Genomic DNA, 24,582 nt, shown 5'->3' with positions numbered 1-24,582 from the left:
TCAGTCCTCCCGGGGCCCCTCGGCCGGCAGGGGGGAGCCGGCCGCCTGGGGCCAGAGCGCGGCGAACGCCGAGGGCAGGGCCTCCAGGTCGACCTGCTCGGGGTCGGCCATGTACTCGGCGGCGATGCCGTTCACCAGGCTGAGGACGACCACCGCCAACTGGTCGGCCGGCATCGGCAGCGGCACCCCGTGTGACCGCGCGTAGTCGGACATCATGTCGGCGATCAACTGCCGCTGGCGCCGGCGGGGTTCGACGAAGTACGCCCGCAGCCGGCGGTCCCGGGCCACCTTCGACAGCAGTTCCAGCACCAGCCGGTGCCCCCGCTGGTCCTCGCGGATCTGGTTGGCCAGCAGCCGTCCGGCCCCCCGGGGCAGCCGCAGCGCGTTGTCCCCGGCGGCGGCCAGGGAGTCGGTGATCTTGCCGCTGACCCGCTCCGCGATCAGGGCGATGATCAGGTCGTCCTTGTCCTCGAAGTTGGAGTAGACGGCACCCCGGGTGAAGCCCGCGACACTGGCGATCTCGTCCAGGGTGGTGGCCTCGATGCCCTTGGTCGAGAACAGTCGGGAAGCGGCGCCCAGCAGGCGTCTGCGCACCTCGGAGCGGGCTGGTCTCCCGGTGGGTCTGGGGTTCTCCGTGCTCACCGGCCGGAGGTTACCGCACAGTTCGGCATGTGGCTGCCCTGGCGCCGGCCCGACCACGCGCCGTCACGGAACGACGGCGAACCGGTACCCACCGTACGGCAGCGCCCTCCCCGGCCGGACCACTCAGCGCTCCCGGCGCCCCTCCGCGCGGAACACCGACAGCAGTACGGTCCGCACCGCCCCCGGGTTGTGCAGGCGCCTCAGGGGCAAGCCCGCGAACCAGAGCGTGGCCCCGGTACGGAACCGTCTGCGGCCACCGGCCGGGCACTCCAGCTCCAGTTCCCCGTACCGCACGATCACCAGCGCGTCCGCCCACTCCTCGGGGACGTAGGGGCGGCTGGACCCCGGGGGCAGCACGACGGTACGGCTGTCGAAGCCGGGACCGGCCAGGCCGGGGAACGCCGGCTCGGGAGCCCCGGGCGACCCCGGGCGCAGGGACGACATCTCCGACCCCGTCATCCGCGACCGGACCGGGACCGGGCGGCCACCGCGCCGTCGCGGGAGGGGATGGGGCGCTGGACGCTCTGCATGACTGCCGCCTCGGATCGGTCGGTTGGTGTGTCGGGTAGGACGAGACGCGGGCGGGCAACTCATCGCCCGCTCACGGGCGACCACCCCGGGTCACCGGGCCACCGCCCGCGAGCGTCGGCCCCACCGGTGACGCTCACCCACGGCGGGAGGGCGCCGCGCCGTTCAGCACCGCGACCAGCACCAGGGCGGCACCCAGCAGGGCCAGGCCCACCGGCCCCACCCCCACGGCCACTCCCCCGGCCAGGGTGAGCGCGCTCTTGGCGAGGCCGGTGGCCGTACCCGCCCACCCGGGCGGCACCGAGTGCGGCAGGGCCACCAGCGCCACCGCGTTCACCAGCCCGAGGGCGGCCACGCCACCGCAGCCCAGCAGCAGGTAACCGGTCGGCCCCCACCAGGGGCCCAGCAGGTGGACCGCCGGCCACAGGACGCCGGCCGCCCACAGGGCGGCGGACCGTACGGCCGGCCGGCGCGGGGGCGGTACCCGGCCGGCACACAGCCCGCCCAGCACCAGCGCACAGGCGCAGGGCAGCAGGGCCACCCCGGTGGACCGGGGCGCCATCCCCCACCGCTCCCCCAGCGTCAGCGGCATCGCCACCAGCAGGTTCACCAGTCCGGCGTTGGCCACCGCCACGGTGACCGTCAGCCGTACGTACGCGGCGCGCCGTACCGCCCGGGGCACCAGCGGGATGCCCCGCACCTGGCAGAACACCAACGCCACGAGAGCGGCACCCACCACACCGGCGCACACCACGCCGAGGGCCGGCGCCGTACGGTCCGCGCGCAGCCCCAGCACCCCCCAGGACAGCGCCAGCAGGGCGGCGGTGGCGCCCAACGGGCCACGGCCGGAGGCTGGTTGGGCGCCACCGGACCCGGGCGGGGACGAGGAGGTGAGCACGAGGGACAGCAGGGCCAGGGGCACCACCGCCCAGAACACCGCCCGCCAGGAGACGGCTTCGGTCAGCAGCCCGCCGCCCGGTGGACCCAGCGCGGTGGCGAGGCCGGAAAGGCCCAGGGCCAGCCCGGTGGCCCGCTCGCCCCGGCCGGCCGGCGACCACCGGGCGAGCAGGGTCAGCCCGGCCGGCATCAACAGGGCGGCGCCCGCCCCCTGCGCCAGCCGGGCCAGCACCAGGGTCAGCAGGTCGGGCGCCAGGGCGCAGGCCGCCGAGGCCAGGGCGAAGCAGCCGGCGCCCCGACGGAAGGTGGTCGCCGCGCCCCACCGGTCGGCCAGGTGGCCGGCGAGGGGCATCAGCGCCCCGGCGGCGACCAGATAGCCAGCCACCACCCAGGTCAACGGCGGCCCGTGGGAGGGCAGTTGGCGCCCCAGGGCGGGCAGCGCGGGGTTCAGGGCCAGGGCGTCCCACTGGACGGCGCAGAAGCCCAGGGTCACGGCGGAGGTCAGGAGAGTACGGGACATGCTCGGCTCCCTCCGGCCACGAGGACCGGGACAGGGGTGGTCGCGGACGGCCGGGAGGGGAGCGTGCGCCGGAGCCGGGCGGTGCCGGGGCGCGGAGACGTCGGTACGTCGGTACGTCGGTACGTCGGATCTGACCGGAGGCACCCGGGGTGCCTGACCAGGGGGAACGCCGAGGGGGCGGCGGAGAGGGGCGGCGGTGCGCCGCGTGGGGGAGCCGGTTCGGCGGATGTCACCGGGGGCCGGAGCCGGTGGCCGGGGCCCGAGGGCCTGAACCGGGGCCGGGGCCCATCCTAGGGGGCTCCCGGCCGTGTCCGGGACGGTGGCCGGCACCGTTGTCCCCCGGGGCTGGCCGGGGGACAACGGCACCGATCCACGCGCCACACCACACAGCCGCCCTCCCGCCCCAGGGGTGGGGGGGGGGAGGGCGGCCGGGAGGGGGACCTGTCGGGAGGGTCAGCGTCGGCCGACGCCCACCGGCTCCGCGCGGGGCGCGGGCTCGGGGGCCGGCCCCGGCGCGGGGCCGTGCTCCAGCCGGGGCAGCCAGCCCAGCCAGCGGGGCAGGTACCAGTTGCGGTCACCCAGCAGCCGCATCAGCGCCGGCAACAGCAGCATCCGTACCACCGTGGCGTCCAGCAGTACGGCCACCGCCAGGCCCACGCCCATCTGCTTCATGTCCTGCATCGACAGGGTGGCGAACACCGAGAACACCGCGACCATGATCACCGCTGCTCCGGTCACCGCGCCGGCGGTGCCCCGGATGCCCTCGTCGATGGCCTCCCGGGTGGACACCCCCCGGTCGTGGGCCTCGCGGATACGGGAGACCACGAACACGTGGTAGTCCATGGACAGCCCGAACAGGATCACCAGGACGAACAACGGCATCCAGCTCTCGATCGCCCCCACCTTCTCGGTGGCCAACAGGTCGGCGCCCCAGCCGTGTTGGAACACCGCCGTCATCACCCCGTAGGCGGCCCCCACGGACATCAGGTTGAGCACCATGGTGACCACGGCGATCGGCAGGGAGCGGAAGCAGACCAGCATCAGTACGAAGGTGACCGAGGTGATGAAGGCCAGCACCGGGAGGATGCCCTGGTTCAACCGGTCGGTGAAATCCTGGGAGCTGGCCAACTCACCGGTGACGTGGACCTGTTCGTCCTGGGAGGCCGGCTCCAGATAGCGGGGCACCAGGTCCGAACGGAGTGCCGTGAGGGCCTCCTGCGAGCGCTGGTCGGTGCCGTCGCCGGCCAACGGCACGTCCAGCACCGCCAGGTGGTGGGAGCTGTGCCACTGGGCCCGTACGTCCTGGCCGAAGCGCGGGTCGTCCTCGATCCGACGCTCGAAGGCCGCCACCGCGTCCCGGGCTCGCTGCTCGCCGTCGTCGGGGGTCCGCAGCACGATCCGCGCCGGGGCCGGACCTCCGGGGAAGGTCTCGTTGATCCTCTCGGCGGAGACCCGCAGCGGGGAGTCGGACGGCATCTGCTTGTCCAGGCCCAGCTGTTCGGTCTTCATCCCCAGTGCCGGGGCCGCCAGTCCGAGCATCAGCAGGGCCGCCAGCACCGCGAACAGCCCCGGCTTGGCGAGCACCGGACGCAGTACCGCGCCGCTGATCCGGCCCGAGGAACGGTGCTCCCCGCGACGACCGCCCAGGAACGGCAGCCTGCCCCGGTTCACCCGGTCCCCCAGCAGGGACAGTACGGCCGGGAGGACGGTCACCGAGCCCAGCATGGCCACGAACACCACCAGGATGGTCGCCACCGCGAAGCCCTTGAACAGCAGCAACCCGGACAGGAACATCCCGGACATCGCCACCATCACCGTCAGACCCGAGATCAGCACCGCCCGGCCGCTGGTGTCCGCCGCGATCCGCAGGGCGGTCTCCGGGTCTCGGCCGGCGGCGCGCTCGTCCCGTTCCCGGCGCAGGTAGAACAGGCAGTAGTCGACGCCGACCGCGAGCCCGATCAGCAGCATCACCGAGAACGTCGTCTCGTCCAGGTGGAGTTGGTGGCTGACCATCATCAGCACCCCGTTGGCGGCGACGAAGGCGGTCACCGCCAGTGCCACCGGCAGCAGCGCGGCCACCAGGGCGCCGAAGGCCACCAGCAGGATGCCCAGGGCGAGGGGTACGGCGGTCCACTCGGCCTTGGCGAAGTCCTCACCGAGCATCTTGTTCAGCCAGTGGTCGGCGCTGGCCTGACCGTACTGGTAGACCTCGGTCCCCTGGTGCTTCTCGCCGGCCTCCCGGGCCGCCTTCATCAGGGGTTCGACCTGGTCGGCGGCCTTGTCAGGGTCGCCGGCGACATCGAAGGTGATCAACGCCGACCGCCGGTCCTCGGAGGGCACCGGCCGCTTGATCGCGGTGGCCCCACCGGAGTCGGCCAGTGCCCGCCGTACGTCGGTGGCCGCCGCCCGCCAGCCGTCGACGCGGTCCGAGGAGACCATCACCAGCTCACCGGCCGGCTCCTCGATGCCCGCGTCCTCCAACAGGCGGGTGGCCTTCGCCGACTCCCCGGTGTCCATCTCGGAGTTGGTGGCCGACACCATGCCGGACATCCCGCCGAGCGTGGCGGCCAGCACCACGAACAGCAGCCAACCGAACACCGCGGTCTTCCGGTGCCTGGTGCTCCAGCCCCCCAGGCGCGCGGCCAGACTCTGTCTCATCGTTCTCATCTCCATCGGCTTCGTCGGCTTCGTGGACCTCATCGGCGACGTCCTCTCCGTCCCCTAGAAAGCTAGGAACGCCGAGACGCAGGTCACAGCCGTGCAGCACCCGTACCGGTCGAGCCCCAGCCGCACCGTCGGGGGTGTCACTAGGTACACCCGGGTCGGGGGGCGGTGGCCCGTGCCCCCGGCGGGGTCGGGGCAGCACACTGGAGCCACGGACCGCACGTGGGGGTCCGTACGGAACGAAGGGGAAGTCAGGTGGACGTGGCGCAGAGGGCCGAGGCGGGAACGTCGTCCGGTGGCCGGTGGGGAGAGGCGCTCCTGACCGCCGGGCGGGGCGTGCCCCTGGCCGTGATGTCCCTGGGGTTCTCCCTGGCCCTTTTCATCGCCTCCGTGGTGTCCATCGCCTTCATGCTGCTGGGCGTCGGCTGGCTCACCACCCCGTGGCTGCTGGACCTGGTGCGGTTGCACGCCAACCAGCGGCGCGCCCTGGCCGGACGCTGGGTGGGGCTGGACATCCCGGTGCCCTACCGGCCGCTGGCCACCCGGGACGAGCCGGGGCTCATCGCCCACCTGCGGCGCTGCCTGGACATGGTGCGGGACCCGGCCACCTGGCGGGACCTCGCCTGGCTGCTCACCGACGCGGTGGCCGGATTCGCCACGGCGCTGCTGTGCGTGTGCCTGGTGGTGTACCCCCTGTACGGCTACGTGCTGTTGGCCGGGGTGTGGGTGTTCGTCCAGGGGAACGACTGGTACCTGGGGATCCCCATCCTGGGCTTCGGCACCACGGTGCTGGCCGCCCTGGCCGGCACCGTGCTGGGGCTGGTGGGCCTGCGGGTGAACCGGTACGTCCTGCTGGGTCACTTCCTGATCGCCCGGTTCCTGCTGGCCCCCACCGAGAACAGCCGTCTGGAACGTCGGGTGGAGCAGCTGTACGAGACCCGGCACGACGCCGTGGACAGTTCGGCGGCCGAACTCCGGCGCATCGAACGGGACCTGCACGACGGGGCACAGGCCCGACTGGTGGCCATGGGCATGTCCCTGAGCACCATCGAGGCGCTGATCGAGGAGGATCCGGCCACCGCCAAGAAGCTGGTCAGCCAGGCGAGGGAGGACTCGGCGGAGGCGCTGACCGAACTGCGGGACCTGGTGCGCGGCATCCACCCCCCGGTGCTCGCCGAACGGGGCCTGGGCGACGCCACCAAGGCGCTGGCCCTGCGGATGCCGATCCCGGTGGAGGTGGAGGTGGACCTGCCGCGCCGCTTCCCCGAACCGGTCGAGTCCACCGCGTACTTCGCCATCAGCGAGGTCCTCACCAACGCCGCCAAGCACTCCGAGGCGTCCACCGTGTGGCTGGACCTGCACCACAGCACCGAGCACGGAGGGATGCTGCGGGTGGCGATCACCGACGACGGCAAGGGCGGCGCCGACCTGGACAAGGGCAGCGGCATCGCCGGACTGGAACGCAGGCTGGGCCAGTTCGACGGCATCCTCGCGATCAGCAGCCCCCGGGGCGGGCCCACCCTGGTGACCATGGAGATCCCCTGTGTGCCGGTGTCCCACCCGACGCCCTGAGCCGTCACTGCGGGGTCGGGCCGGGTTCCGGCCGGGCGCCCCGGCGTCGAGGAGTGAGGGCCGCACCGACGCGGTGACGGTAGATTCATGGAGGTCTCGGCCGCCGCCGGGGCGTCCTGCCGCTGGTCGAACACTGCCCTGGGGGAACCGTGCGTGTCGTCGTCGCCGAAGACCTGTTTCTGCTGCGGGACGGGCTGGTGAGGATGCTGGAGGCCTTCGGCTTCGAGATCGCGGCGGCGGTGGACAACGGCCCCGAGCTAACCCGCGCCCTGGCCGAGGAACAGCCGGACGTCGCGGTGGTGGACGTACGCCTGCCCCCCTCGTTCAGTGACGAGGGACTACAGTGCGCGCTCCAGGCCCGCGCCCAGCGTCCCGGGCTGCCGGTGCTGGTCCTCTCCCAGCACGTGGAGCAGTTGTACGCGCGGGAGTTGCTGGCCGACGGCAACGGGGGCATCGGGTACCTGCTCAAGGACCGGGTCTTCCACGCCGCCCAGTTCATCGACGCGGTACGGCGGGTGGCCGAGGGGGGCACGGCCATGGACCCGCAGGTGATCCAGCAGTTGCTCAGCCGCCGTTCCCAGGACCGGCCGATGGCCCAACTGACCGCCCGGGAGAAGGAGGTGATGGAGCTGATGGCACAGGGCCGCTCCAACGCCGCGATCGCCGGTCAGCTGGTGGTCACCGAACGGGCGGTGGCCAAGCACACCTCCAACATCTTCGCCAAGCTCCAGCTGCCGCCCTCCGACGACGACAACCGTCGGGTGCTGGCGGTGCTGGCCTACCTGGACCAGGGCCGGTAGGCCGGTCCCCGGGTACGACGAGGGGGCGCCACCCGACGGTGACACCCCCTCGGTACGGCGCGGTCAGCCCACCGGTGCGGCGGTCAGCTCGCGGTCGGTGCGCAGTTCCCGCTCGACCTCCAGCTCCCGCTCCAGCTCCGCCTCCGGGGTACGGGCCGAGAAGGGGCACCGCCAGTCGGCCGGCTTGGGGCGGCCGGAGTAGCGGCGGGTCTCCGCCAACTGCTCGTACTCGTAGAGGTTGGGGTTGATGTCCCCCTGGATCTTGATGTCCTGCTTGCGGATCTTCTCCGCCAACCGGTCCCACATGCCGGCCGCCTTGATCCGGCCGAACTGCTCGTGGGAGTTGAAGGCCAGCATGGGGAAGGGAGGCCGGCGCCCCCAGCGGCAGTGCGTCTCGTGCAGGCCGATCACGAAGAACGGATGGCTGGCGACGCTGAACCCGAACTCGCCGGACTGGGCGTCCGAGGAATACCCCTCGGCCCAGGCGTGGGTCTCGGAGTCGACGTCGTGGAGCGCCTGGAGCTGCTGCCACAGCAGCCGCTCGAACTCCAACTCGTCCACGCCCAACGGGCCGTCGAAGGTGGCCAGGAAACTGGTGAAGTTACGGGCACCGAAGTCGGTGCGGGTCACGTACTTCTCCAGGTCCACGGCCATCTGTCGAGCAGCCTCCACGCTGCCCAGATGCTCGTAGTGACGGTGGGTGATGCCGCCCTGTCTCCAGGCCGAACGCCCTGCCAGGCAGGCGAACCGGTCGCCGAGGAGGAACCTCTCCACCTCCGCACGTGCATCCGTCGTCATGGCCAGCCTTCCTTCCAACTACGTCCCTCCCTGAGGGGGATCAGCTCCTTCACACGTCCCGAAGCGCCCACCCCGAGCCCACGGAGCCGATGCACACGACAGGCCCGGTCACGGCCCGTTCGCACGCGGACAGCCCCGCTCTTCGTCACAGCCGGGGAAGGTCACCCGGGTGATTGTGACGGTGGGAGGCCGATCAACGAAATCCCCCCTCGCGACTCGTCCGCGACGACTCGCTCACACACCGCGAAGACCAGGCAAGATCACCGAGGGCGATCGAAAACTTACTACCGGGCGCACACCCGGCCGGGCCCCGTGACCCACGTTCCCGCTCCGGGGCCGCACACCAGAGGCCTCACCACACCCCCGCGCCCCGTACGCCTCAGCCCTCACCCACCGCGTATCCGGCGACCGAGGGCCAGCGCACCGTCATCACCGTGGAGCGCTCCTCCGCGTACCAGGAGTGGTCCACCCCCGGACCCCACACCACATAGTCGCCCTGGCGCTCCAACAACACGCTGCGCCCGGGGAGTTCGACCCGGAACCGTCCGCTGACCAGCACCAGCAGGGCGGTGCGCTTCTCCCCGGTGACCCACTCGGCCCGCTCGTCCCCCGGCGGGTGGTCACACCACTTGATCTCCACGTCCTCGCTGTGCCGCACCTCGCCAGGTGGCTTGAAGTGCCCCAGCAGCCAGCCCCGGTCACCGGGGGCGTCCTGGTGGGCGTTGCCCACGTACACCCGATCCTGCCCGTACTCCACCCGGTGCACGCTAGCACCGCCCCCGAGGTGGTCCGCCGCTCGCCCACCCCGCTCCGGCCCCCTTCCGTTCGCGGCCCCGACAGCGGTGAACGGTGCCCTCCGCGAGGGGGTGTCAACGAGGAGGCGCCGAGTACGAGCACTCGTACCGGGTCCAACTCCCCTGTCCCCAGGCGGATTTCGGAAGTACGGAGCCGTATACCGGCTTTCCTGGCACCCGGTGGGAACAGAAGCTGTCAACAGTGCGGCCAGCCGCCGCGCTCCTCGCTAGGGTGGCCGCATGACGACCGAGGTACGTCGCAGGATGGATGTGGGCGCACGCCGCCAACAGCTGATCGGGGTGGCCCTGGAGCTGTTCAGCAAACGCTCACCGGAGGAGGTGTCCATCGACGACATCGCCACCGCGGCCGGTATTTCCCGGCCACTGATCTACCACTACTTCCCCGGCAAGCACAGCCTCTACGAGGCCGCGGTACGGGCCGCCGCCGACGAACTGGCCAGCCGCTTCCAGGGGCCGCTGGACGGCCCGTTGAGCTTCCGGCTGCTGGTGGTGATGGACCGCTACTTCGACTTCGTCACCGAACACGGGCCCGGCTTCGCGGCCCTGCTGCGCGGCGGCCCCGCCGCCGGCTCCGGTCGTACCACCGCCGTGATCGAGGAGGTGCGCGGCACCGCCTACACCCAGTTCCTGCGCCATCTGCGAGTGGAGTCCCCCGGCCCCCGGCTGAGCCTGGTGCTGCGCTCCTGGGTCGGCCTGGCCGAGACGACCGCGCTGATCTGGCTGGACCAGGGCACCGTCCCCCGGGCCGAGCTGGAACGCCAACTGGTGCAGGACTTCTGGGCGTTGGCCGCCGTCACCGCCACGGCCGACCCGGAGACCGCACGGGTGATGCGCGAGGTGCTGCGGGACGAACCGGCCGACAGCCCCTTCCGCGAACTGTCCGCCCACCTGGCCCACCAGTCCGACTGAGCGCGGAGGGCGGGCGGGGGCCGGTGGCACCGGGCATCCCCGCGCGGGCCCGACCTGGTGGACGGTCCCCCACCACGGCGCCCCGCCCGGTCCCGGCGTACGGGGCGCCGTGCCGGGCACGCCTCGGACAGCACTCAGGAACGGCACGGAAAAGGCGGGGCGCGGCCTCCCGGTCATCCCGGGTGGGCCGCGCCCCGCCTTCCGTACCTGTCACCCTCCACCGCCCGTCCGGGCCGGTACTCCGGCGTCGGACGGACCGGGCGGATCGCCGGGTGTTCAGCCGATGGTCTGGGCGGCCATCTTGCGGGTGCTGATGATCTGGTCCACCAGGCCGTACTCCAACGACTCCTCGGCGGTGAGGATCTTGTCCCGCTCGATGTCGTCGCTGACCTGCTCCACCGTCTTGTTGGAGTGGCGGGCCAGCAGCTCCTCCAGCTGGGTGCGCAGCCGCAGGATCTCGTTGGCCGCGATCTCCAGGTCGGACAGCTGCTCGCGCCCGGTCTGGGTCGAGGGCTGGTGGATCAGCACCCGGGCGTTGGGCAGCGCCATCCGCTTCCCGGGGCTGCCGGCGGCCAGCAGGACGGCGGCGGCCGAGGCGGCCTGGCCCATGCAGACGGTCTGGATGTCGGGCTTGACGAACTGCATGGTGTCGTAGATCGCCGTGAGCGCCGTCATCGAGCCGCCGGGGCTGTTGATGTAGATCGAGATGTCCCGGTCGGGGTCCATCGACTCCAGGCACAGCAGCTGCGCCATGACGTCGTTGGCGGAGGCGTCGTCGATCTGCACCCCGAGGAAGATCACCCGCTCCTCGAAGAGCTTGGCGTACGGGTCGTACTCCCGCACTCCCTGGGAGGTGCGCTCGACGAAGCGCGGCACGACGTAGCGGTTGTCCACCTGGGGGCCGGTGTAGAGGCCGCTGGCGGAGGCGCCCGGGAAGTTGTTCATGTGGGTGTTCACCATCCTGATGGCGTTCGGTGGGCTGGTCGTTGAGATCGCTGGGCCGCCAGGGCTCAGGCGCCGGTTCCGCCACCGCCCGGGACACCCGAGGCGGCGGAGATGATCTCGTCGATGAGGCCGTAGTCCTTGGCCTCCTCGGAGGTGAACCAGCGGTCCCGGTCACCGTCGCGGATGATCGTCTCCACGCTCTGGCCGGTGTGCTGGGCGGTGATCTCGGCCATCCGCGTCTTGGTGCGCAGCAGGTACTCGGCCTGGATCTTGATGTCCGAGGCGGTGCCTCCGACGCCGGCGGAGCCCTGGTGCATCAGGATGTCGGTGTTGGGCAGCGCGAACCGCTTCCCGGAGGTGCCGCCGGTGAGCAGGAACTGCCCCATGGAGGCCGCCATGCCCATCCCGATGGTGACCACGTCGTTGGGGATGTACTGCATGGTGTCGTAGATCGCCATGCCGGCCGTCACCGAACCACCGGGGCTGTTGATGTAGAGGTAGATGTCCTTGTTGGGGTCGGCGGCGAGGAGCAGCATCTGTGCCGTGATCTTGTTGGCGATCTCGTCATCGACCTGCTGGCCGAGGAAGATGATCCGCTCACCGAGCAGCCGGCTGTAGACCTGGTCGCCGAGGCCACCACCGATGGTCGGCTCGCCGGCGGCGGAAGGCATCAGATTCGTCACGTATCCACCTGCTCGTCTCGGACGGCGAGACGCCGTCTCAGCGTGTTCTCCACAGGGAGGGTCGCGATGGTCCCCACCCTCGTCATTCATGGACCCTAACGCGCAGGCCGGCGACCACACTCCCGGTCAGGGAACTGTTCGCTGTGAGCGCAGGGTCACTGCCGTCGGCATAACCGGGGTTTGCCCCGGGTCGGCTCAGCTCGCCGGCCCGGTCACCTGGTCGCGGTACTCCTGGAAGGCGGGCCAGCCGCCCGCCCCGTCCAGCCGCAGCACCTCGCCGTCCGTGCAGTCGACCGCCTCGGCCCCGAAGGCGGCGGCCACCCGGTGGATCACCTCCAGCGCCCCGTCCCCGCCCCCTCGGACGTGCAGCATCACCGCGTCGACCGGCGTACGGGCACCGATGTTGAACTCCATCGACCAGTCGGGGCCCCGCAGTTGACCCCAGGCGGGTTCGGACAGGTCGATGTCCGGCACGACGCGCCGGAGCACGGCCGCCACCTCGTCCCCCGAACCCAGGGGTGTGGACTGCTCCGGGTCACCCTCGGGGTTCTTCACCACCAGCACGTCCCAGCTCATGCCGTCTCCTTCGTCTCCCGCCCCGCCCGTCGCGGAAGCGCGGTCGGTACGAGCCTAGGCAGGACCACTGACACCAACGCCCGCCTCCCGGGCCGCCGTTGGGGCACCCGGACACCACGGGCCCCGACCCGCCGCCGTACGCGGGGGTCGGGGCCCGTCCGGGTCACCGGCGGTGCCGGTGGCCGGGTGCCTGCCTGGTGGCGTCAGTCCTCGAGACCCCAGGGGTCCTCCACGGAGCCGTTGAAGTTGTGGCCGAAGAGGGCCTGGTCGGCGGGGGCGCCCAGGTCACCGGGAGCGAAGGAGATGCCCTTGTCCACGCCCAGGCCGGAGGAGGTGCCGGGGAAGGCCCAGACGGCGCCGTTGCTCTCGTTCTCGCCCGGGGCGGAGTCGGCCAGGTCGGCCTTGCCGTCGTTGTCGAAGTCCAGCAGCCGCAGGTTCCCGCCGAACTTGTCGCCGGCCTCGGCGACCCCCGGTACGCCCGGGCTGTCCTGGCTGAACGCCTGCGCGCCGGTGCCGGTCAGCCCGTCGGCGGAGCCCTTGAGCAGGACCGTGGAGCCGGCGTGCTTCAGGGTGCCGATGGCCTCGCCGGGCACTCCGACGGCCAGGTCGTCGCGGCCGTCGCCGTCGACGTCACCGGCGGAGAGGGTGGCGCCGAAGACGTCGCCCTCCTCGTTGGCCCCCGGTACGCCCGGGGTGGCCTGGGTGAAGGTGGCGGTACGGTCGCTGAACCCGTCCTTTCCGCCGTAACGCACCTTGACGGTGCCGGAGTCGGTCCAGGGGCCCTCGACGATGCCGTCCGGGACCTCGCGGTAGGCGAGGTCGCCGTAGCCGTCCCCGTCGAAGTCGCCGATGGTGGCGGGCAGGGACAGCGGGCCCTCCCAGTCGGTCTTGGTCAGCCCGTCCTTTCCTCCGGTGAGCAGCACGCCGACGCGGGAGGACTCCTCCATGGAGCGGGAGACGTACACGTCGTCAGCGCCGTCGCCGTTGATGTCGCCGGCGGTGACACCGACCGCGTCGTCGTCGCCGGCGCGGATGTCCAGGGCCTGTTCCTTGGCCGGCTTCCCCTCGCGGGTGAAGGGGCCCTGGAGCAGGGTGGCCTCCTCGTCCTTCATGTACTCGGTGACGAACAGGTCCTGTTGTCCGTCGCCGTTGAAGTCCCCGGTGGCCATGCGCTCGGCGTCGTGCAGCACCGCCGAACGGCTGGCGCTCAGGCCGCCGCCCTCGCCCTTGGCGCCCCAGAGGGCCACCATCCGGTCCTTGCCGGCGCCCTGCACCTGGACGGCGAGGTCGGTCACACCGTCCCCGTCCAGGTCGGCCGCGGCCAGCTTGTCCGCGAAGCGCCCCTTCTCCACCTCGGGCATGTCGACCGCGTCCATCGGGATCACGCTGCGGGTGGAGAGGTTGAGGCCCTTGGCGGAGCCGTAGACGACGGCGACGTAGCCCTTGGCGTCGTCGTCGACCTGGGGGGCGGCGATGGCGAGGTCCTCGTAACCGTCACCGTTGAAGTCCTCCTTGACCTTCTCCGCCGCCTTGCCCCGGGAGGGGCCGTCCGTGCCGTCGGAGGTCGCGGCCCCGGCGGTGACGGCGACGGCGCCCGCGACGGTCAGGGCGAGCCCCGCCGCCACTGCGCCCTTGGTACGGTTTCGCACTCTTCCTCCACTGATGCGTTCGTGGTTTTCCCCCGGCACCCGCTAGGACATGCGTACCGGGCCGAGGGTTGCACGGGGAACGCCACTCCTTGCGGGCAGACACCGAACGGGCGGCCGTGGGCGGCGTACGGACGTCCCCCGGGCGCCCGCGAGGGGCGCGGGACACCTCGGCCCCACGCCCCTCGCGGCCCGTCGACCGGGGCCTCAGGAACCGGCCTGGAAGACCGCCACGGTCCGGGCGGGCACCGTGAAGGTGCCGCTGTCCTCGCGGTAGCGCGCGGTACGCACGGTGGGGTCGGCCCCCTCGGCCTGCACCGGGTGCAACCGCTGGGAACTGCCGGCCAGTTGGGGCACGGTCTGGCTCCGCTCCTCGGGGGTGGCGTTGAACACCACGGTGAGGCCGTCCAGTCGCATGGTGACCACCCCGGGGGTCTCCTCCGTACCGGACAGCGGGAACGACAGCGCCTTCTGCACCTCGTCGGCGCTGTTCTTGCCGAACGCCTCCTCGGTGGTGCGGATACGCAGCAGGTCGCGGTAGGCGCCGCTGGCCCCCTCGATCTGCTCGCACCCCGGGCTGCGCGGGCCGGGGTTGGCCAGCAGCGGCTTGCCGTAGGTCCACTTGTCCTCGTTGTCGGCCGCCGGGGGCAGGCCCCGGCCGAAGCCGTTGCCCTGACGGCAGTCCCAGTTCAGGGGGTTGAACCAGTCGCCGGAGTCGAAGGAGTTGCGGTCCAGGGACTTCGAGCGCAGCAGGTCGGTGCCGGCCTGGCTGAGGGTCGGGCCCTGCGAGAGGGTGGCGGTCGCCATGGCCAGCACCTGCATCCGGGCGCGGTCGGTGGCGCTGGTGTCGGCCGGCAGTTTGAAGGCCAGGGCGTCGAAGAGGGTCTCGTTGTCGTGGGCGTCGGCGTAGGCCAGGGCGTCCCCGGGGCGCGCGGCGTATCCGGCGGGGCTGCCTCCGTAGTCCACCTCGGAGCCCTTGACCTGCCGCCCCTGGGTGTCGGTGAAGGAGTAGTCGGCGAGGTTGCCGCTGAGGCCGACCTTGACCAGGTCCTGGTAGTGCAGCAGCCGGGCCCGCTGCTCCTCGGAACTCCCGTTGGCCCCGGAGTCGTTGGGGTCGGTGAACAGCCCGGAGCCGAACCCCTGGACCCGGGGGTCCTCGTCGAAGGGCGCGCCGCCCCGGATGGCGTCCCGGGCGCGGTCGGAGAAGGTGGCGACGTCGGTACCGGCCATGTGCTTCTGGGTGGCCTGCTCGAAGCGGGCGTCGTCGGCCACCTCGCCGAAGTTCCAGCCCTCCCCGTAGAGGAGGACGCCCTTGCCGTCCACCCCGTCCTTCTCCGGGGTGAGCGCGTCCAGGGCCTTCCGTACGGCCAGGATGTTGGCCTTGGGGTGGTGGCCCATCAGGTCGAAACGGAAGCCGTCGACCTTGTACTCGCGGGCCCAGGTGACCACCGAGTCGACCACCAGCTTGCCCATCATGGCGTGTTCCGGCGCGGTGTTGGCGCAGCAGGTGGAGTCGGCGACGGTGCCGTCCTCCAGCAGGCGGTGGTAGTAGCCGGGCACGATCCGGTCCAGCACCGACCTCTCGTCCTGCCCGGAGGCGTAGGTGTGGTTGTAGACCACGTCCATCACGGTGCGCAGGCCGTTGTCGGCGAGCCCGGCGACCATCTGCCGGAACTCGCGGGTACGGGCCGGGCCTTCGGGGTCGGAGGCGTAGCTCCCCTCCGGGACGGTGTAGTGCACCGGGTCGTAGCCCCAGTTGAAGGCGTCCTCGGCGGCCGAGGCGGTCACGCACTTCTGCTGCTCCGGGGAGTCCGGGGCCAGGGCGGACAGGTCGCAGTCCGGCCGCTGCTGGTCCTCCTCCTTCTCGGGCACGCTGCCGAAGTCGTAGGCGGGCAGCAGGTGGACGTGGGAGGTGCCGGAGGCGGCCAGTCGGGCCAGGTGCTTCGATCCCCGCGAGTCGGGGTCGGCGAAGGCTCCGTAGCGGCCCCGCTGGGAGGCGGTCTCGTCGGAGACGGAGAAGTCGCGTACGTGGAGTTCCTGGATCTGCGCGTCGCGCAGCGGGGTCGCCTGGGGCTTCTCCAGGTCCGCCCAGCCGGCCGGCGCCAGGGCGGGGTCGGTGAGGTCGGCGGCCACGCTGCGCCGGGAGTCGGTGGTCAGGGCGGTGGAGTAGGGGTCGGTGACCTCGTTGGTGACGACCTGGCCCGGGCCGTCCTGGCCGCCGGCGTCCGGGGCCCACACCCGCACCCGGTACCGGTAGCTCTTGCCGCGCCAGTCGCCCTCGGCGGTCCACACCCCGCTGTCCTGGTCCCGCTCCATCGCCACGGTGTCGCCGCCGACGTCCACCGACACCTCCCGGGCGGTGGGGGCCCACACGCTCAGGGTGGTGCGGTCACCTTCGAACCGGGGCCCCAGCCGGGCCTGTTGGGCCCGCTGGGCGTACAGGTCGTCCAACACCCCGGGGATCTGCACCCCGGTGGCCGCGCTCAGGGTGTCCTCGCCCACGGTGGCCACCAGTTGGGCGCGGAGGGCGTCCGGCACCCGCTCCTGGTCCGCCGTGTCCAACCGGTACGCCTCGTACCCCTGGGCGGCCAGATGCGGGTACCGGGCCCGCTGCTCCTCGGTCAGCCCGCCCTCCACCCGGGACAGCTCCAGGGTGGCGGGGTCGCCGGTCAACCGGCCCTCGGACAGCCGCAGTTCGCCCTCGGGGTCCCAGGAGAGCCGGTGGGGCTGGTCGGTGCCGCCCAGGTCCTTGGGCCAGGCCACGGTGGCGCGGTCGATCCACTGCACCCGGGCCTGGCCGAGGTCCAGGTCGTCGGCTCGGGGCGCCCCGCTGGCGGGCTCGCCGGCCAGCAGGGGCAGGATCACGGCCGCCGCGGCGACCAGGGGCAGCGCTCCACGGCGCGGGCGACGGGGTGCTGGTCTCATGTGCGGACTCCTCGCGAGGGCACAGGGTGGGGGGAGGTGGGGGTGCCTTCCGGTCAACTCCTGAAAGGAACTGGAAGTTCTTGCGTCCGTGAACCTAGGACTCCCCGGCCAGGGGGTCAACGGTTACGACAACACCAGATCAGCACGGGGAATCCCGGCCCGACCGCTACCGAAAGAACTTGCAGCCTGCTAGCTTCACGGAGCCTTCGGTTCCTCACGGTCGGGGCCCGGAAGGGCACCACGCGCCCGCCCGTGGGGGGCCGGGGGTACGGCCGCTCCCCCGGCCGGCCCGAAGGGCGCCGCCCCTCAACGAGGGGTCACCTCCCCCACGGGTGGGGCCACCTGGGCCCCGCTCCCCCGGTGCTCACCCCGCCGGTGGGGGTTTTCCGGTGGACTCCCGGACCACCAACTCCGGGGGGAACACGAACTCGGTGTGCGGCACCGGGCTGCCGGCGACCTCCTCCAACAGGGCGCCGACCGCCGCCTGGGCCATCTCCCGCACCGGCTGGCGCAGGGTGGTCAGGGGCGGCTGGGTGAAGGCGATCAGGGGGGAGTCGTCGTACCCGACCAGGGACACGTCCGAGGGCACGGACAGTCCGCGTTCGCGGGCGGCCCGTACCGCGCCCAGGGCCATCAGGTCGCTGCCGCAGACGACGCCGGTGCACCCCTGGTCCAGCAGCGAGCCGGCCGCGGCGTGTCCGCCCTCCACGGTGAACAGGGTGTACCGCACCCGCTCGACCGCCTCCTGCCCCAACTCGGCCAGGAAGCCCTCGGTCTTGCGGGCGGCCGGAACATAGCGCCGGGGCCCCAGAGCCAGGCCGATACGGTCCGGGGCGTGCCCCAGGTCGACCAGGTGCCGTACCGCCATGCGCGCCGCCGCCCGGTCGTCGGGGGACACGAAGGGGGCGCTGACGGCCGGGTTGTAGCCGTTGATGAGGACGAACGGCACGCCCCGGCCGGCGAGTCGGGCGTACCGCTCGGGGTCCGCGCTGCTGTCGGCGTGGAGCCCGGAGAGGAACACGATGCCGTTGACGCCCCGGTCCACGAGTTGCTCGACCAGTTCGTCCTCGGTGGCGCCGCCGGGCATCTGGGTGCCCAGCACCGGGGTGTAGCCCTGGCCGGTCAGCACCTGCTCGATGACCTGGGCGAAGGCCGGGAAGATCGGGTTGGTCAGCTCGGGGATCACCAGCCCGACCAGTCCGGCGCTGCGCTGACGCAGCCGTACCGGACGCTCGTAGCCCAGCACGTCCAGAGCGGCCAGCACCCGCTGGCGGGTGTCGCTGGCCACTCCGGTCTTGCCGTTGAGGACCCGGCTGACCGTGGCCTCGCTGACGCCCGCCTGGCCGGCGATGTCCGCCAGGCGGGCCGTGGAGGAGAAGGGCGCGGGTCGGGGGGAGGAGGTCACCGGGTGGACCACCAGCTGGTCGAGTGGGGCGGGAGGACGGTGCCGCCGTCGTGCGGGCCGGAGTGCAGCAGCGGTTCGCCGTGGGAGCGGCCCAACTCCCGGGGCTCGTCGGTGGTGTTGACGGTGCACACCAGTGCCTGGCCGTCGGGGCCCTCCCTTCGGAAGGCCAGCACTCCCGGCGGTGCCTCCAGCCACCGCACCGCGTCCCCGGCGCCCAGGGCGGGGTGGGCCCGGCGCAGTCGCAGCGCCTCCCGGTACAGCTCCAGGGTGGAGCCGGCCCGACCGGTCTGGGCCTCCACGCTCAGTTCGGCCCAGTCGGCGGGCTGGGGTAGCCAGCCCTCGGAGGTGCCGAAGCCCAGCGAGGGGCCGTCGCCGCTCCACGGCAGCGGTACCCGGCAGCCGTCCCGCAGCCCCTCCTGTCCGTCGCCCCGGAAGAAGGAGGGGTCCTGGCGCAGCCCGTCGGGCAGTTCGGTGTGCTCGGGCAGTCCGAGTTCCTCGCCCTGGTAGACGTACGCCGAGCCGGGCAGGGCGAGCATCAGCAGGGTGGCGGCGCGGGCCTGGGCCAGTCCGCCCAGCCGGGTGCGGTGGCGCACCACGTCGTGGTTGGACAGCACCCAGGTGCTGGGGGCCTGCACCGCGCGGGTGCTGGTCAGGGAGGCGTCGATCACCTCGCGGAGCGCCTCGGCGTCCCAGGGGGTGTCCAGGTAGTGGAAGTTGAAGGCCTGGTGGAGTTCGCCGGGCCGCAGGTAGCGGGCGGTGCGCTCGGGGCTGTGGGTCCAGGCCTCGGCGACCGCGATCCGGTCCGGGCCGTACTCCGACAGCAGCCGCCGCCAGTCGCGGTAGATCTCGTGGACGCCGTCCTGGTCGAAGAACGGCAGCTCACCGTGGCCCAGCAGCCGCAGGTGGCTGGGCGCGCCGACGTCCGGCAGGCCGGGGGCCTTGACCATCCCGTGGGCGACGTCGATGCGGAAGCCGTCCACCCCCCGGTCCAGCCAGAAGCGCAGGATGGTGCGGAACTCGTCGCGTACGGCGGGGTGTTCCCAGTTGAAGTCCGGCTGCTCGGGGGCGAACAGGTGCAGGTACCACTCCCCCGGACTGCCGTCGGGGTTCTCGGTGCGGGTCCAGGCCGGCCCGCCGAACACCGACTCCCAGTCGTTGGGCGGGAGCGCCCCGGCCTCGCCCCGGCCGGGGCGGAAGTGGTACCGCTCCCGTACCGGGGAGCCGGGCCCCTCGCGCAGGGCGCGCTGGAACCACTCGTGCTGGTCGCTGGAGTGGTTGGGCACCAGGTCGACGATGACGCGCAGGCCCAGGACGTGGGCCTCCTCGATGAGGGCGTCGGCGTCCTTGAGTTCGCCGAACATCGGGTCGATGGCCCGGTAGTCGGCCACGTCGTAGCCGGCGTCGGCCTGGGGGCTGGCGTAGAAGGGGCTCAACCAGACGGCGTCCACGCCGAGTTCGGCCAGGTGGGGCAGCCGGGCGCGGATGCCGCGCAGGTCGCCCATGCCGTCTCCGTCGCCGTCCGCGAAGGAACGGGGGTAGACCTGGTAGATCACCGCGTCACGCCACCACTCGGGGGCGGTGCCCGGGGTGCTCGCGGCCGTGGGGTCCTCGGCGGTGAGGTGCTGGGTCATGTCATCCCTGGGGTTGTGATCGGCTGGATGGTCGGCAGGGTGAACGGGCGCCGTGGGTCGGGCTGTCGGGCGGGTCGGGTCAGGACTTGGTGGCCCCGGCGGTGAGGCCGGCGACCAGGTGGCGCTGGGCGAAGCCGAAGACCACCGCGGCCGGTACGGCGATGATCACCGCGGCGGCGGTCAGCGAGCCCCAGTCGGCGCCGTAGCGGTTGACGAAGGTCTGGAGTCCGCCGGCCAGGGTGAGGTTCTCCTCTCCGGTCATGAACGCGCTGGCGTAGGCGACCTCGGCCCAGGCGGTGACGAAGGTGTAGAAGCCGGTGACGGCGATGCCGGGCTTGGCGAGCGGCAGCACCAGCCGCCAGAAGGTGCCGAAGGGGTTGAGGCCGTCGACCCGGCCGGACTCGTCGATGTCGACGGGGATGGTGTCGAAGAAGCCCTTCATCATCCAGGCGCAGAACGGCACCGCGATGGTCAGGTAGGTGACGATCAACCCCACGGGCTGGTTGAGGAGTTCCAGCTTGGCCAGCAGGTTGTACAGCGGCACGATCAGCACCGCCATCGGGAACATCTGGGTGATCAGCAGGACCCACATCAGCGGGCGCATCCCGGGGAACCGGAAACGGCTGATGGCGTAGCCGGTGGTGGCCGCGATGAGGACACCGACCACCGTGGTCACCAGCACCACGACCAGCGAGTTGGCCAGCCAGTCCAGGAAGTGGGTGTCGGCCAGTACGTGGTGGTAGTTGCCGAAGGTGAAGTCCTTGACCAGCGCGGTGGAGAAGGACTCCCCGCGCGGCTTGAAGGAGGTCACCAGCAGCCACAGCGGCGGGAACACCGCGATCGCGGTGGCGGCCAGCAGGGTGGCGTGGAGGCCCACCGAGGCCAGGGGGGTCCGTCGGGTCCGACGCATCGTCACCACACCTCTCCTTGCTTGCGCAGCACGCGGCGGTAGACCACGGCGAACAGGGACAGCAACAGCAGGATGATCACGCCCCAGGCGGCGGAGGTGGCGAAGTCACGCGGGCTGTTGACGAACGACAGCCGATAGGCGTAGGTCACCAGGATCTCCGTGGAGTCCTCCGGTCCGCCCCTGGTGAGCAGGTAGATCACCGGGAACATGTTGAAGGTCCAGATGGTGCTCAGCAGCACCACCGTGCTGCTGACGCCGCGTACCCCGGGCAGGGTGATGTTGCGGAAGCGCTGCCAGGGGCCGGCCCCGTCCATCTCGGCCGCCTCGTACAGCTCGCTCGGGATGGACTGGAGGGCGCCCAGCAGGGCGACCAGCATGAACGGCACGCCCAGCCAGACGTTGACGGCGATGACGGAGAGCTTGGCCCAGGTGGGGTCGCCCAGCCAGGGCACCGCCTCGATGCCGCCGCCGTCCAGCAGCTTGTTGAGGATGCCGTCCCGCTCGTTGAACAGCATCTTCCAGGCGAAGACCGACACGAACGCCGGGATGCCCCAGGGCAGGATCAGCGCCACCCGGTACAGGGCGCGGCCCCGCATCGGCCGGTTGAGCATGTTGGCCAGGGTCAGCCCGAGGACGAAGGTCACCGCCACACAGCCGACCGTCCACACCACGGTCCAGCCCAGCCGGTCCCAGAAGACGCTGTCGCCCAGGATCGCGGTGTAGTTGTCCAGCCCCACGAACTCGTAGGTGGCGGGCAGGTGGTTGACGCCGATGGTCCGTTCCACGTTGGACTCGTCGGCGTTGGTGAGCGACAGGAAGACACCGCGCACCAGGGGGTACCCGATGATCACCCCGATGACCACCACCACCGGAGCCACCATGGCCCAGGCGTACCAGTGGGTGCTCAGGGCGGAACGCATCCGCCCCGGGGTCCTGCTGTGGGTGGTGCGGTGGCGGGGGTCACGGGCGGGGGGTGTGCTCCCCTCGCCCGTGACCTCGTCCACCGGCCGGCCGGTTCTCGTGGCCATCGCCGGTCAACCCGTCCTCTGTGTGAGTGGCAGTGCCCGGGGGGCCAACTGCCGGGTGGGCACGGTTACTTGTAGTCCTTCAGCAGCTTGCGGAAGGACTTGCCGGTCTTGTCGGCGGCCTGCTGGGGGCTGGCGTTGCCGGCGAGCACCGCGTCCAGTTGGACGCGGATGGGCTCGAACAGCGAGTTGCCCTCGGCGATCCAGGGGCGCTGGACGGCCTTGTCCACGGCCGGCTTGAAGAACTCGACCATGTTGTTCTTCCGCACCGAGGGCATCTCGTAGACCGACTCGCGGGTGGGCAGCAGGCTGATCTCCTCGGTGGTCTTCTTCTGCACCTCGGCGCTGCTCATGTACTTCACGAACTCGTAGGAGGCGTCGAGGTTCTTGGAGCCGGCGAAGACCGAGAGGTTCCAGCCGCCCTGGGGCGAGCCCTGGCTCTTGCTGCCGGCCGGTACGGCGGCCACCCCGAGGTTGTCCTTGTCGTCCTTGAACTCGCTGCCCTGGAGGGCGCCGGCGATGTCCCAGGGGCCGTCGACGATCATCGCGACCTCGCCCTTCTGGAACGCCTTGAGCCCGTTCTCCTGGCCGTCGCTGCTGTCGGTGATGGCGGCCTTGGAGTCGACCAGGTCCTTCATGGTGGCGAAGGCCCGGGCGCTGGCCGCGCTGTCGACGGTGACCTTCTTGTTCTTGGTGTCCAGCAGGTCGCCGCCCTCGCCGTAGAGGTAGGGCAGGAACCAGTAGGGGTCGTCGCCGCGCAGGTACAGGGCGGTGGCGTCGGTGGCGCTGGAGATCTTCTTGGCGGCGGCCTTCAGTTCCTTGAGGCTCTTGGGCACCGGGACGCCGGCCTTCTTCAGCAGCCGCTTGTTGTAGAACAGCCCGAGGGTGTCGGTGACCTGGGGGGCGGCGTAGGTCTTGCCCTGGAAGCGGGTGCTGCCGGCGGCGGTCTTGAGGTAGTCCGACTCCTTGTCGAGGGCGGCGGTGCCGTCCAGCGGGGCGAGGTAGCCGAGGTTGGCGAAGTCGGCGACCCAGGCGACCTCGGTACGCATCACGTCGGGCGCGCCGCCCTTGGCCCCGCCGCCAGCGGCGTTCTTGAACTTGGCGTTGGCGTCACCGAAGTTGACGTGCACGTACTTGACCTTGACCTTGGGGTGCTTCTTCTCGAACCCCTCGGCGATCTTCTGGTACGTGCCCTTCTCGGCGTCGTTGGAGGTGTCCCAGTAGGTCACCGTCCCCGAGATCTCTCCGTCGCTGCCCTGGCCGTCGTCCTCGCCGCCCCCACAGGCGGTCGCCGCCAGCGCGAGCGCCGCCACCAGTGCGGTTGCCCCTATGCCACGCCGCATGTCCCTACTCCTCGTGAGTCCAGCCGACGCCTTGGGGCGCCGGGTTGCCAGGGAACGTAACAGCGGCGCAACCTCCGCGAAAGACCTTGCGGCAAATTTCTGCAAGGGATCTTGCACCTCCCCGACTCCCCCACGGACGGCGGCCGGACGGTACGCTCACGGGGTGACCGCACGGCTAGCCGACATCGCAGCCCAGGCGGGGGTCAGCGAGGCGACGGTCAGCCGGGTGCTCAACGGCAAGCCGGGAGTCTCCACGGCCACCCGCGAATCCGTCCTCGCCGCACTCGACGTGCTCGGCTACGAACGGCCGGTACGGCTGCGGCAGAAGAGCGCCGGACTGGTCGGGCTGATCACGCCCGAACTGGAGAACCCGATCTTCCCCGCCCTCGCCCAGATCGTGGGCCAGGCGCTGATCCGCTCCGGTTACACCCCCGTCCTCGCCACCCAGACCCCCGGGGGCTCCACCGAGGACGAGCTGACCGAGATGCTGGTGGAACGCGGGGTCGCCGGCATCGTGTTCGTCTCCGGGCTGCACGCCGACACCAGCGCCGACCTCGGCCGCTACGAGCAACTGCGCGGCAAGGGCGTGCCGTTCGTCCTCATCAACGGATACGCCCCCGCACTGCGCGCCCCCTTCGTCTCGCCCGACGACCGGGCGGCGATGCGACTGGCGGTCACCCATCTCACCGCCCTGGGCCACCGGCGGATCGGGCTCGCCCTCGGGCCGGCGCGCTTCGTACCGGTCCAGCGCAAGATCGAGGGCTTCCTGCGCGCCATGGAGGAGCGGCTCCAGCTGACCGCCGCCGAGGCCGAGCGTCTGGTCGAGCACTCGCTGTTCACCGTCGAGGGTGGGGCGGCGGCGGCCACCGCGCTGCTGGCCCGGGGCTGCACGGCGGTGGTGTGCGCCAGCGACCTGATGGCGCTGGGCGCGATCCGGGCCGCCCGGGACGCCGGCCTGGAGGTCCCCGAGCAGGTCTCGGTGATCGGCTACGACGACTCCCCCCTGATCGCCTTCACCGACCCTCCGTTGACCACCATCCGACAGCCGGTGACACAGATGGGGCAGGCGGCGGTACGCGCGCTGCTGGAGGAGATCGGCGGCACTCCGACGCCCCACGGCGAGTTCGTCTTCCACCCCGAACTGGTGGTGCGCGGCTCCACCGCCTCGGCGCCGCGTACGGACGGCCCCGAGGGCGCCTGAGGATCTGACGGTCCGACCGGCCCGCGTAAAACTTCCGAAAAACTCACGGTGGCACAACTCCCGGGTAGACCCGGGAAATCCGGCTGGTGCCCCGCCACGAGCGCGATCTTCTCGGGGTCCGGGTGGTACCCGCGAACGATCTGCCCT

19 protein-coding genes and 1 pseudogene are annotated in these 24,582 nt (G+C 71.8%); 4 read left to right on the top strand and 16 right to left on the bottom strand.

The annotated features are described in order from the left end of the window. The 4 genes from ABZT14_RS08730 to ABZT14_RS08715 form a co-directional block, all read right to left on the bottom strand. Positions 1 to 642, bottom strand: coding sequence for a TetR/AcrR family transcriptional regulator (locus tag ABZT14_RS08730; protein ID WP_356298748.1), 642 nt, complete (start codon positions 640 to 642; stop codon positions 1 to 3). 123 nt (positions 643 to 765) lie between these two features. Next, a complete protein-coding gene (locus ABZT14_RS08725) occupies positions 766 to 1,086 on the bottom strand; it encodes a hypothetical protein (RefSeq protein ID WP_356298746.1) in 321 nt (106 codons plus the stop codon). 220 nt (positions 1,087 to 1,306) lie between these two features. Beyond that, positions 1,307 to 2,587, bottom strand: coding sequence for an MFS transporter (locus tag ABZT14_RS08720; protein WP_356298744.1), 1,281 nt, complete (start codon positions 2,585 to 2,587; stop codon positions 1,307 to 1,309). A 453-nt stretch (positions 2,588 to 3,040) separates the two neighbouring features. Beyond that, positions 3,041 to 5,254 (bottom strand): MMPL family transporter, encoded by a 2,214-nt coding sequence (locus tag ABZT14_RS08715; RefSeq protein ID WP_356298742.1) that lies wholly within the window; start codon positions 5,252 to 5,254, stop codon positions 3,041 to 3,043. Between the two features lie 252 nt (positions 5,255 to 5,506). Here ABZT14_RS08715 and ABZT14_RS08710 point away from each other — a divergent pair, with 252 nt between their 5' ends. After that, positions 5,507 to 6,823, top strand: coding sequence for a histidine kinase (locus ABZT14_RS08710; RefSeq protein ID WP_356298740.1), 1,317 nt, complete (start codon positions 5,507 to 5,509; stop codon positions 6,821 to 6,823). 149 nt (positions 6,824 to 6,972) lie between these two features. Then, positions 6,973 to 7,623: a response regulator transcription factor gene (locus ABZT14_RS08705; protein ID WP_356298738.1), complete on the top strand. Its 651-nt coding sequence runs from the start codon at positions 6,973 to 6,975 to the stop codon at positions 7,621 to 7,623. Between the two features lie 63 nt (positions 7,624 to 7,686). On the opposite strand, the gene gntA is transcribed toward ABZT14_RS08705, so the two are convergent. Then, on the bottom strand, positions 7,687 to 8,421 hold the full coding sequence (gene gntA, locus ABZT14_RS08700; protein ID WP_356298737.1) for a guanitoxin biosynthesis heme-dependent pre-guanitoxin N-hydroxylase GntA: 735 nt from the start codon (positions 8,419 to 8,421) through the stop codon (positions 7,687 to 7,689). Positions 8,422 to 8,800: 379 nt separating this feature from the next. Beyond that, on the bottom strand, positions 8,801 to 9,178 hold the full coding sequence (locus ABZT14_RS08695) for a signal peptidase I (protein ID WP_356298735.1): 378 nt from the start codon (positions 9,176 to 9,178) through the stop codon (positions 8,801 to 8,803). Positions 9,179 to 9,455: 277 nt separating this feature from the next. Here ABZT14_RS08695 and ABZT14_RS08690 point away from each other — a divergent pair, with 277 nt between their 5' ends. After that, positions 9,456 to 10,145 (top strand): TetR/AcrR family transcriptional regulator, encoded by a 690-nt coding sequence (locus ABZT14_RS08690; RefSeq protein ID WP_356298733.1) that lies wholly within the window; start codon positions 9,456 to 9,458, stop codon positions 10,143 to 10,145. Positions 10,146 to 10,421: 276 nt separating this feature from the next. Here ABZT14_RS08690 and ABZT14_RS08685 read toward each other — a convergent pair whose 3' ends face one another. From ABZT14_RS08685 to ABZT14_RS08640, 10 genes and pseudogenes are all read right to left on the bottom strand, one after another. Next, the gene (locus ABZT14_RS08685) at positions 10,422 to 11,105 is read right to left on the bottom strand and encodes an ATP-dependent Clp protease proteolytic subunit (RefSeq protein WP_356298731.1); all 684 of its coding nucleotides are present in this window, start codon (positions 11,103 to 11,105) and stop codon (positions 10,422 to 10,424) included. 50 nt (positions 11,106 to 11,155) lie between these two features. Continuing rightward, on the bottom strand, positions 11,156 to 11,761 hold the full coding sequence (locus tag ABZT14_RS08680; protein WP_356299312.1) for an ATP-dependent Clp protease proteolytic subunit: 606 nt from the start codon (positions 11,759 to 11,761) through the stop codon (positions 11,156 to 11,158). Between the two features lie 207 nt (positions 11,762 to 11,968). Further along, positions 11,969 to 12,349, bottom strand: coding sequence for a hypothetical protein (locus tag ABZT14_RS08675; protein ID WP_356298729.1), 381 nt, complete (start codon positions 12,347 to 12,349; stop codon positions 11,969 to 11,971). Between the two features lie 203 nt (positions 12,350 to 12,552). After that, complete coding sequence (locus ABZT14_RS08670; RefSeq protein ID WP_356298727.1) at positions 12,553 to 13,998, bottom strand: FG-GAP-like repeat-containing protein; 1,446 nt, start codon at positions 13,996 to 13,998, stop codon at positions 12,553 to 12,555. Between the two features lie 204 nt (positions 13,999 to 14,202). Next, positions 14,203 to 16,800: pseudogene (pulA, locus tag ABZT14_RS08665) on the bottom strand (pullulanase-type alpha-1,6-glucosidase); the annotation flags it as partial. Positions 16,801 to 17,284: 484 nt separating this feature from the next. Further along, complete coding sequence (locus tag ABZT14_RS08660) at positions 17,285 to 18,325, bottom strand: LacI family DNA-binding transcriptional regulator (RefSeq protein ID WP_356298725.1); 1,041 nt, start codon at positions 18,323 to 18,325, stop codon at positions 17,285 to 17,287. Then, positions 18,322 to 19,956 carry a glycoside hydrolase family 13 protein gene (locus ABZT14_RS08655; RefSeq protein WP_356298723.1) on the bottom strand — a complete coding sequence of 545 codons (1,635 nt, stop codon included), beginning with the start codon at positions 19,954 to 19,956 and terminating at the stop codon, positions 18,322 to 18,324. The genes ABZT14_RS08660 and ABZT14_RS08655 overlap by 4 nt, the downstream gene beginning before the upstream one ends. A gap of 79 nt (positions 19,957 to 20,035) precedes the next feature. Further along, positions 20,036 to 20,866 (bottom strand): carbohydrate ABC transporter permease, encoded by an 831-nt coding sequence (locus ABZT14_RS08650; protein ID WP_356299310.1) that lies wholly within the window; start codon positions 20,864 to 20,866, stop codon positions 20,036 to 20,038. A 2-nt stretch (positions 20,867 to 20,868) separates the two neighbouring features. Further along, positions 20,869 to 21,786, bottom strand: a complete 918-nt coding sequence (locus tag ABZT14_RS08645; protein ID WP_356299308.1) for a sugar ABC transporter permease — start codon at positions 21,784 to 21,786, stop codon at positions 20,869 to 20,871. Between the two features lie 173 nt (positions 21,787 to 21,959). Continuing rightward, positions 21,960 to 23,234 carry an extracellular solute-binding protein gene (locus tag ABZT14_RS08640; protein WP_356298721.1) on the bottom strand — a complete coding sequence of 425 codons (1,275 nt, stop codon included), beginning with the start codon at positions 23,232 to 23,234 and terminating at the stop codon, positions 21,960 to 21,962. A gap of 163 nt (positions 23,235 to 23,397) precedes the next feature. Here ABZT14_RS08640 and ABZT14_RS08635 point away from each other — a divergent pair, with 163 nt between their 5' ends. Then, on the top strand, positions 23,398 to 24,435 hold the full coding sequence (locus ABZT14_RS08635; RefSeq protein ID WP_356298719.1) for a LacI family DNA-binding transcriptional regulator: 1,038 nt from the start codon (positions 23,398 to 23,400) through the stop codon (positions 24,433 to 24,435). The last annotated feature ends 147 nt before the right edge of the window (positions 24,436 to 24,582 follow it).

The organism is Streptomyces sp. NPDC005438 (assembly GCF_040606315.1).
Lineage (GTDB): Bacteria > Actinomycetota > Actinomycetes > Streptomycetales > Streptomycetaceae > Streptomyces.
This window is presented reverse-complemented; position numbering and strand designations above follow the sequence as displayed.

What these genes read in the sequence shown, in the direction of transcription:
- ABZT14_RS08715 (WP_356298742.1), bottom strand. Translation starts at nt 5,254, where the DNA reads ATGAGAACGATGAGACAGAGTCTGGCCGCGCGCCTGGGGGGCTGGAGC.
- ABZT14_RS08655 (WP_356298723.1), bottom strand. Translation starts at nt 19,956, where the DNA reads ATGACCCAGCACCTCACCGCCGAGGACCCCACGGCCGCGAGCACCCCG.
- ABZT14_RS08680 (WP_356299312.1), bottom strand. Translation starts at nt 11,761, where the DNA reads ATGCCTTCCGCCGCCGGCGAGCCGACCATCGGTGGTGGCCTCGGCGAC.
- ABZT14_RS08650 (WP_356299310.1), bottom strand. Translation starts at nt 20,866, where the DNA reads ATGCGTCGGACCCGACGGACCCCCCTGGCCTCGGTGGGCCTCCACGCC.
- ABZT14_RS08640 (WP_356298721.1), bottom strand. Translation starts at nt 23,234, where the DNA reads ATGCGGCGTGGCATAGGGGCAACCGCACTGGTGGCGGCGCTCGCGCTG.
- ABZT14_RS08725 (WP_356298746.1), bottom strand. Translation starts at nt 1,086, where the DNA reads ATGTCGTCCCTGCGCCCGGGGTCGCCCGGGGCTCCCGAGCCGGCGTTC.
- ABZT14_RS08690 (WP_356298733.1), top strand. Translation starts at nt 9,456, where the DNA reads ATGACGACCGAGGTACGTCGCAGGATGGATGTGGGCGCACGCCGCCAA.
- gntA (WP_356298737.1), bottom strand. Translation starts at nt 8,421, where the DNA reads ATGACGACGGATGCACGTGCGGAGGTGGAGAGGTTCCTCCTCGGCGAC.
- ABZT14_RS08720 (WP_356298744.1), bottom strand. Translation starts at nt 2,587, where the DNA reads ATGTCCCGTACTCTCCTGACCTCCGCCGTGACCCTGGGCTTCTGCGCC.
- ABZT14_RS08645 (WP_356299308.1), bottom strand. Translation starts at nt 21,786, where the DNA reads ATGCGTTCCGCCCTGAGCACCCACTGGTACGCCTGGGCCATGGTGGCT.
- ABZT14_RS08675 (WP_356298729.1), bottom strand. Translation starts at nt 12,349, where the DNA reads ATGAGCTGGGACGTGCTGGTGGTGAAGAACCCCGAGGGTGACCCGGAG.
- ABZT14_RS08685 (WP_356298731.1), bottom strand. Translation starts at nt 11,105, where the DNA reads ATGGTGAACACCCACATGAACAACTTCCCGGGCGCCTCCGCCAGCGGC.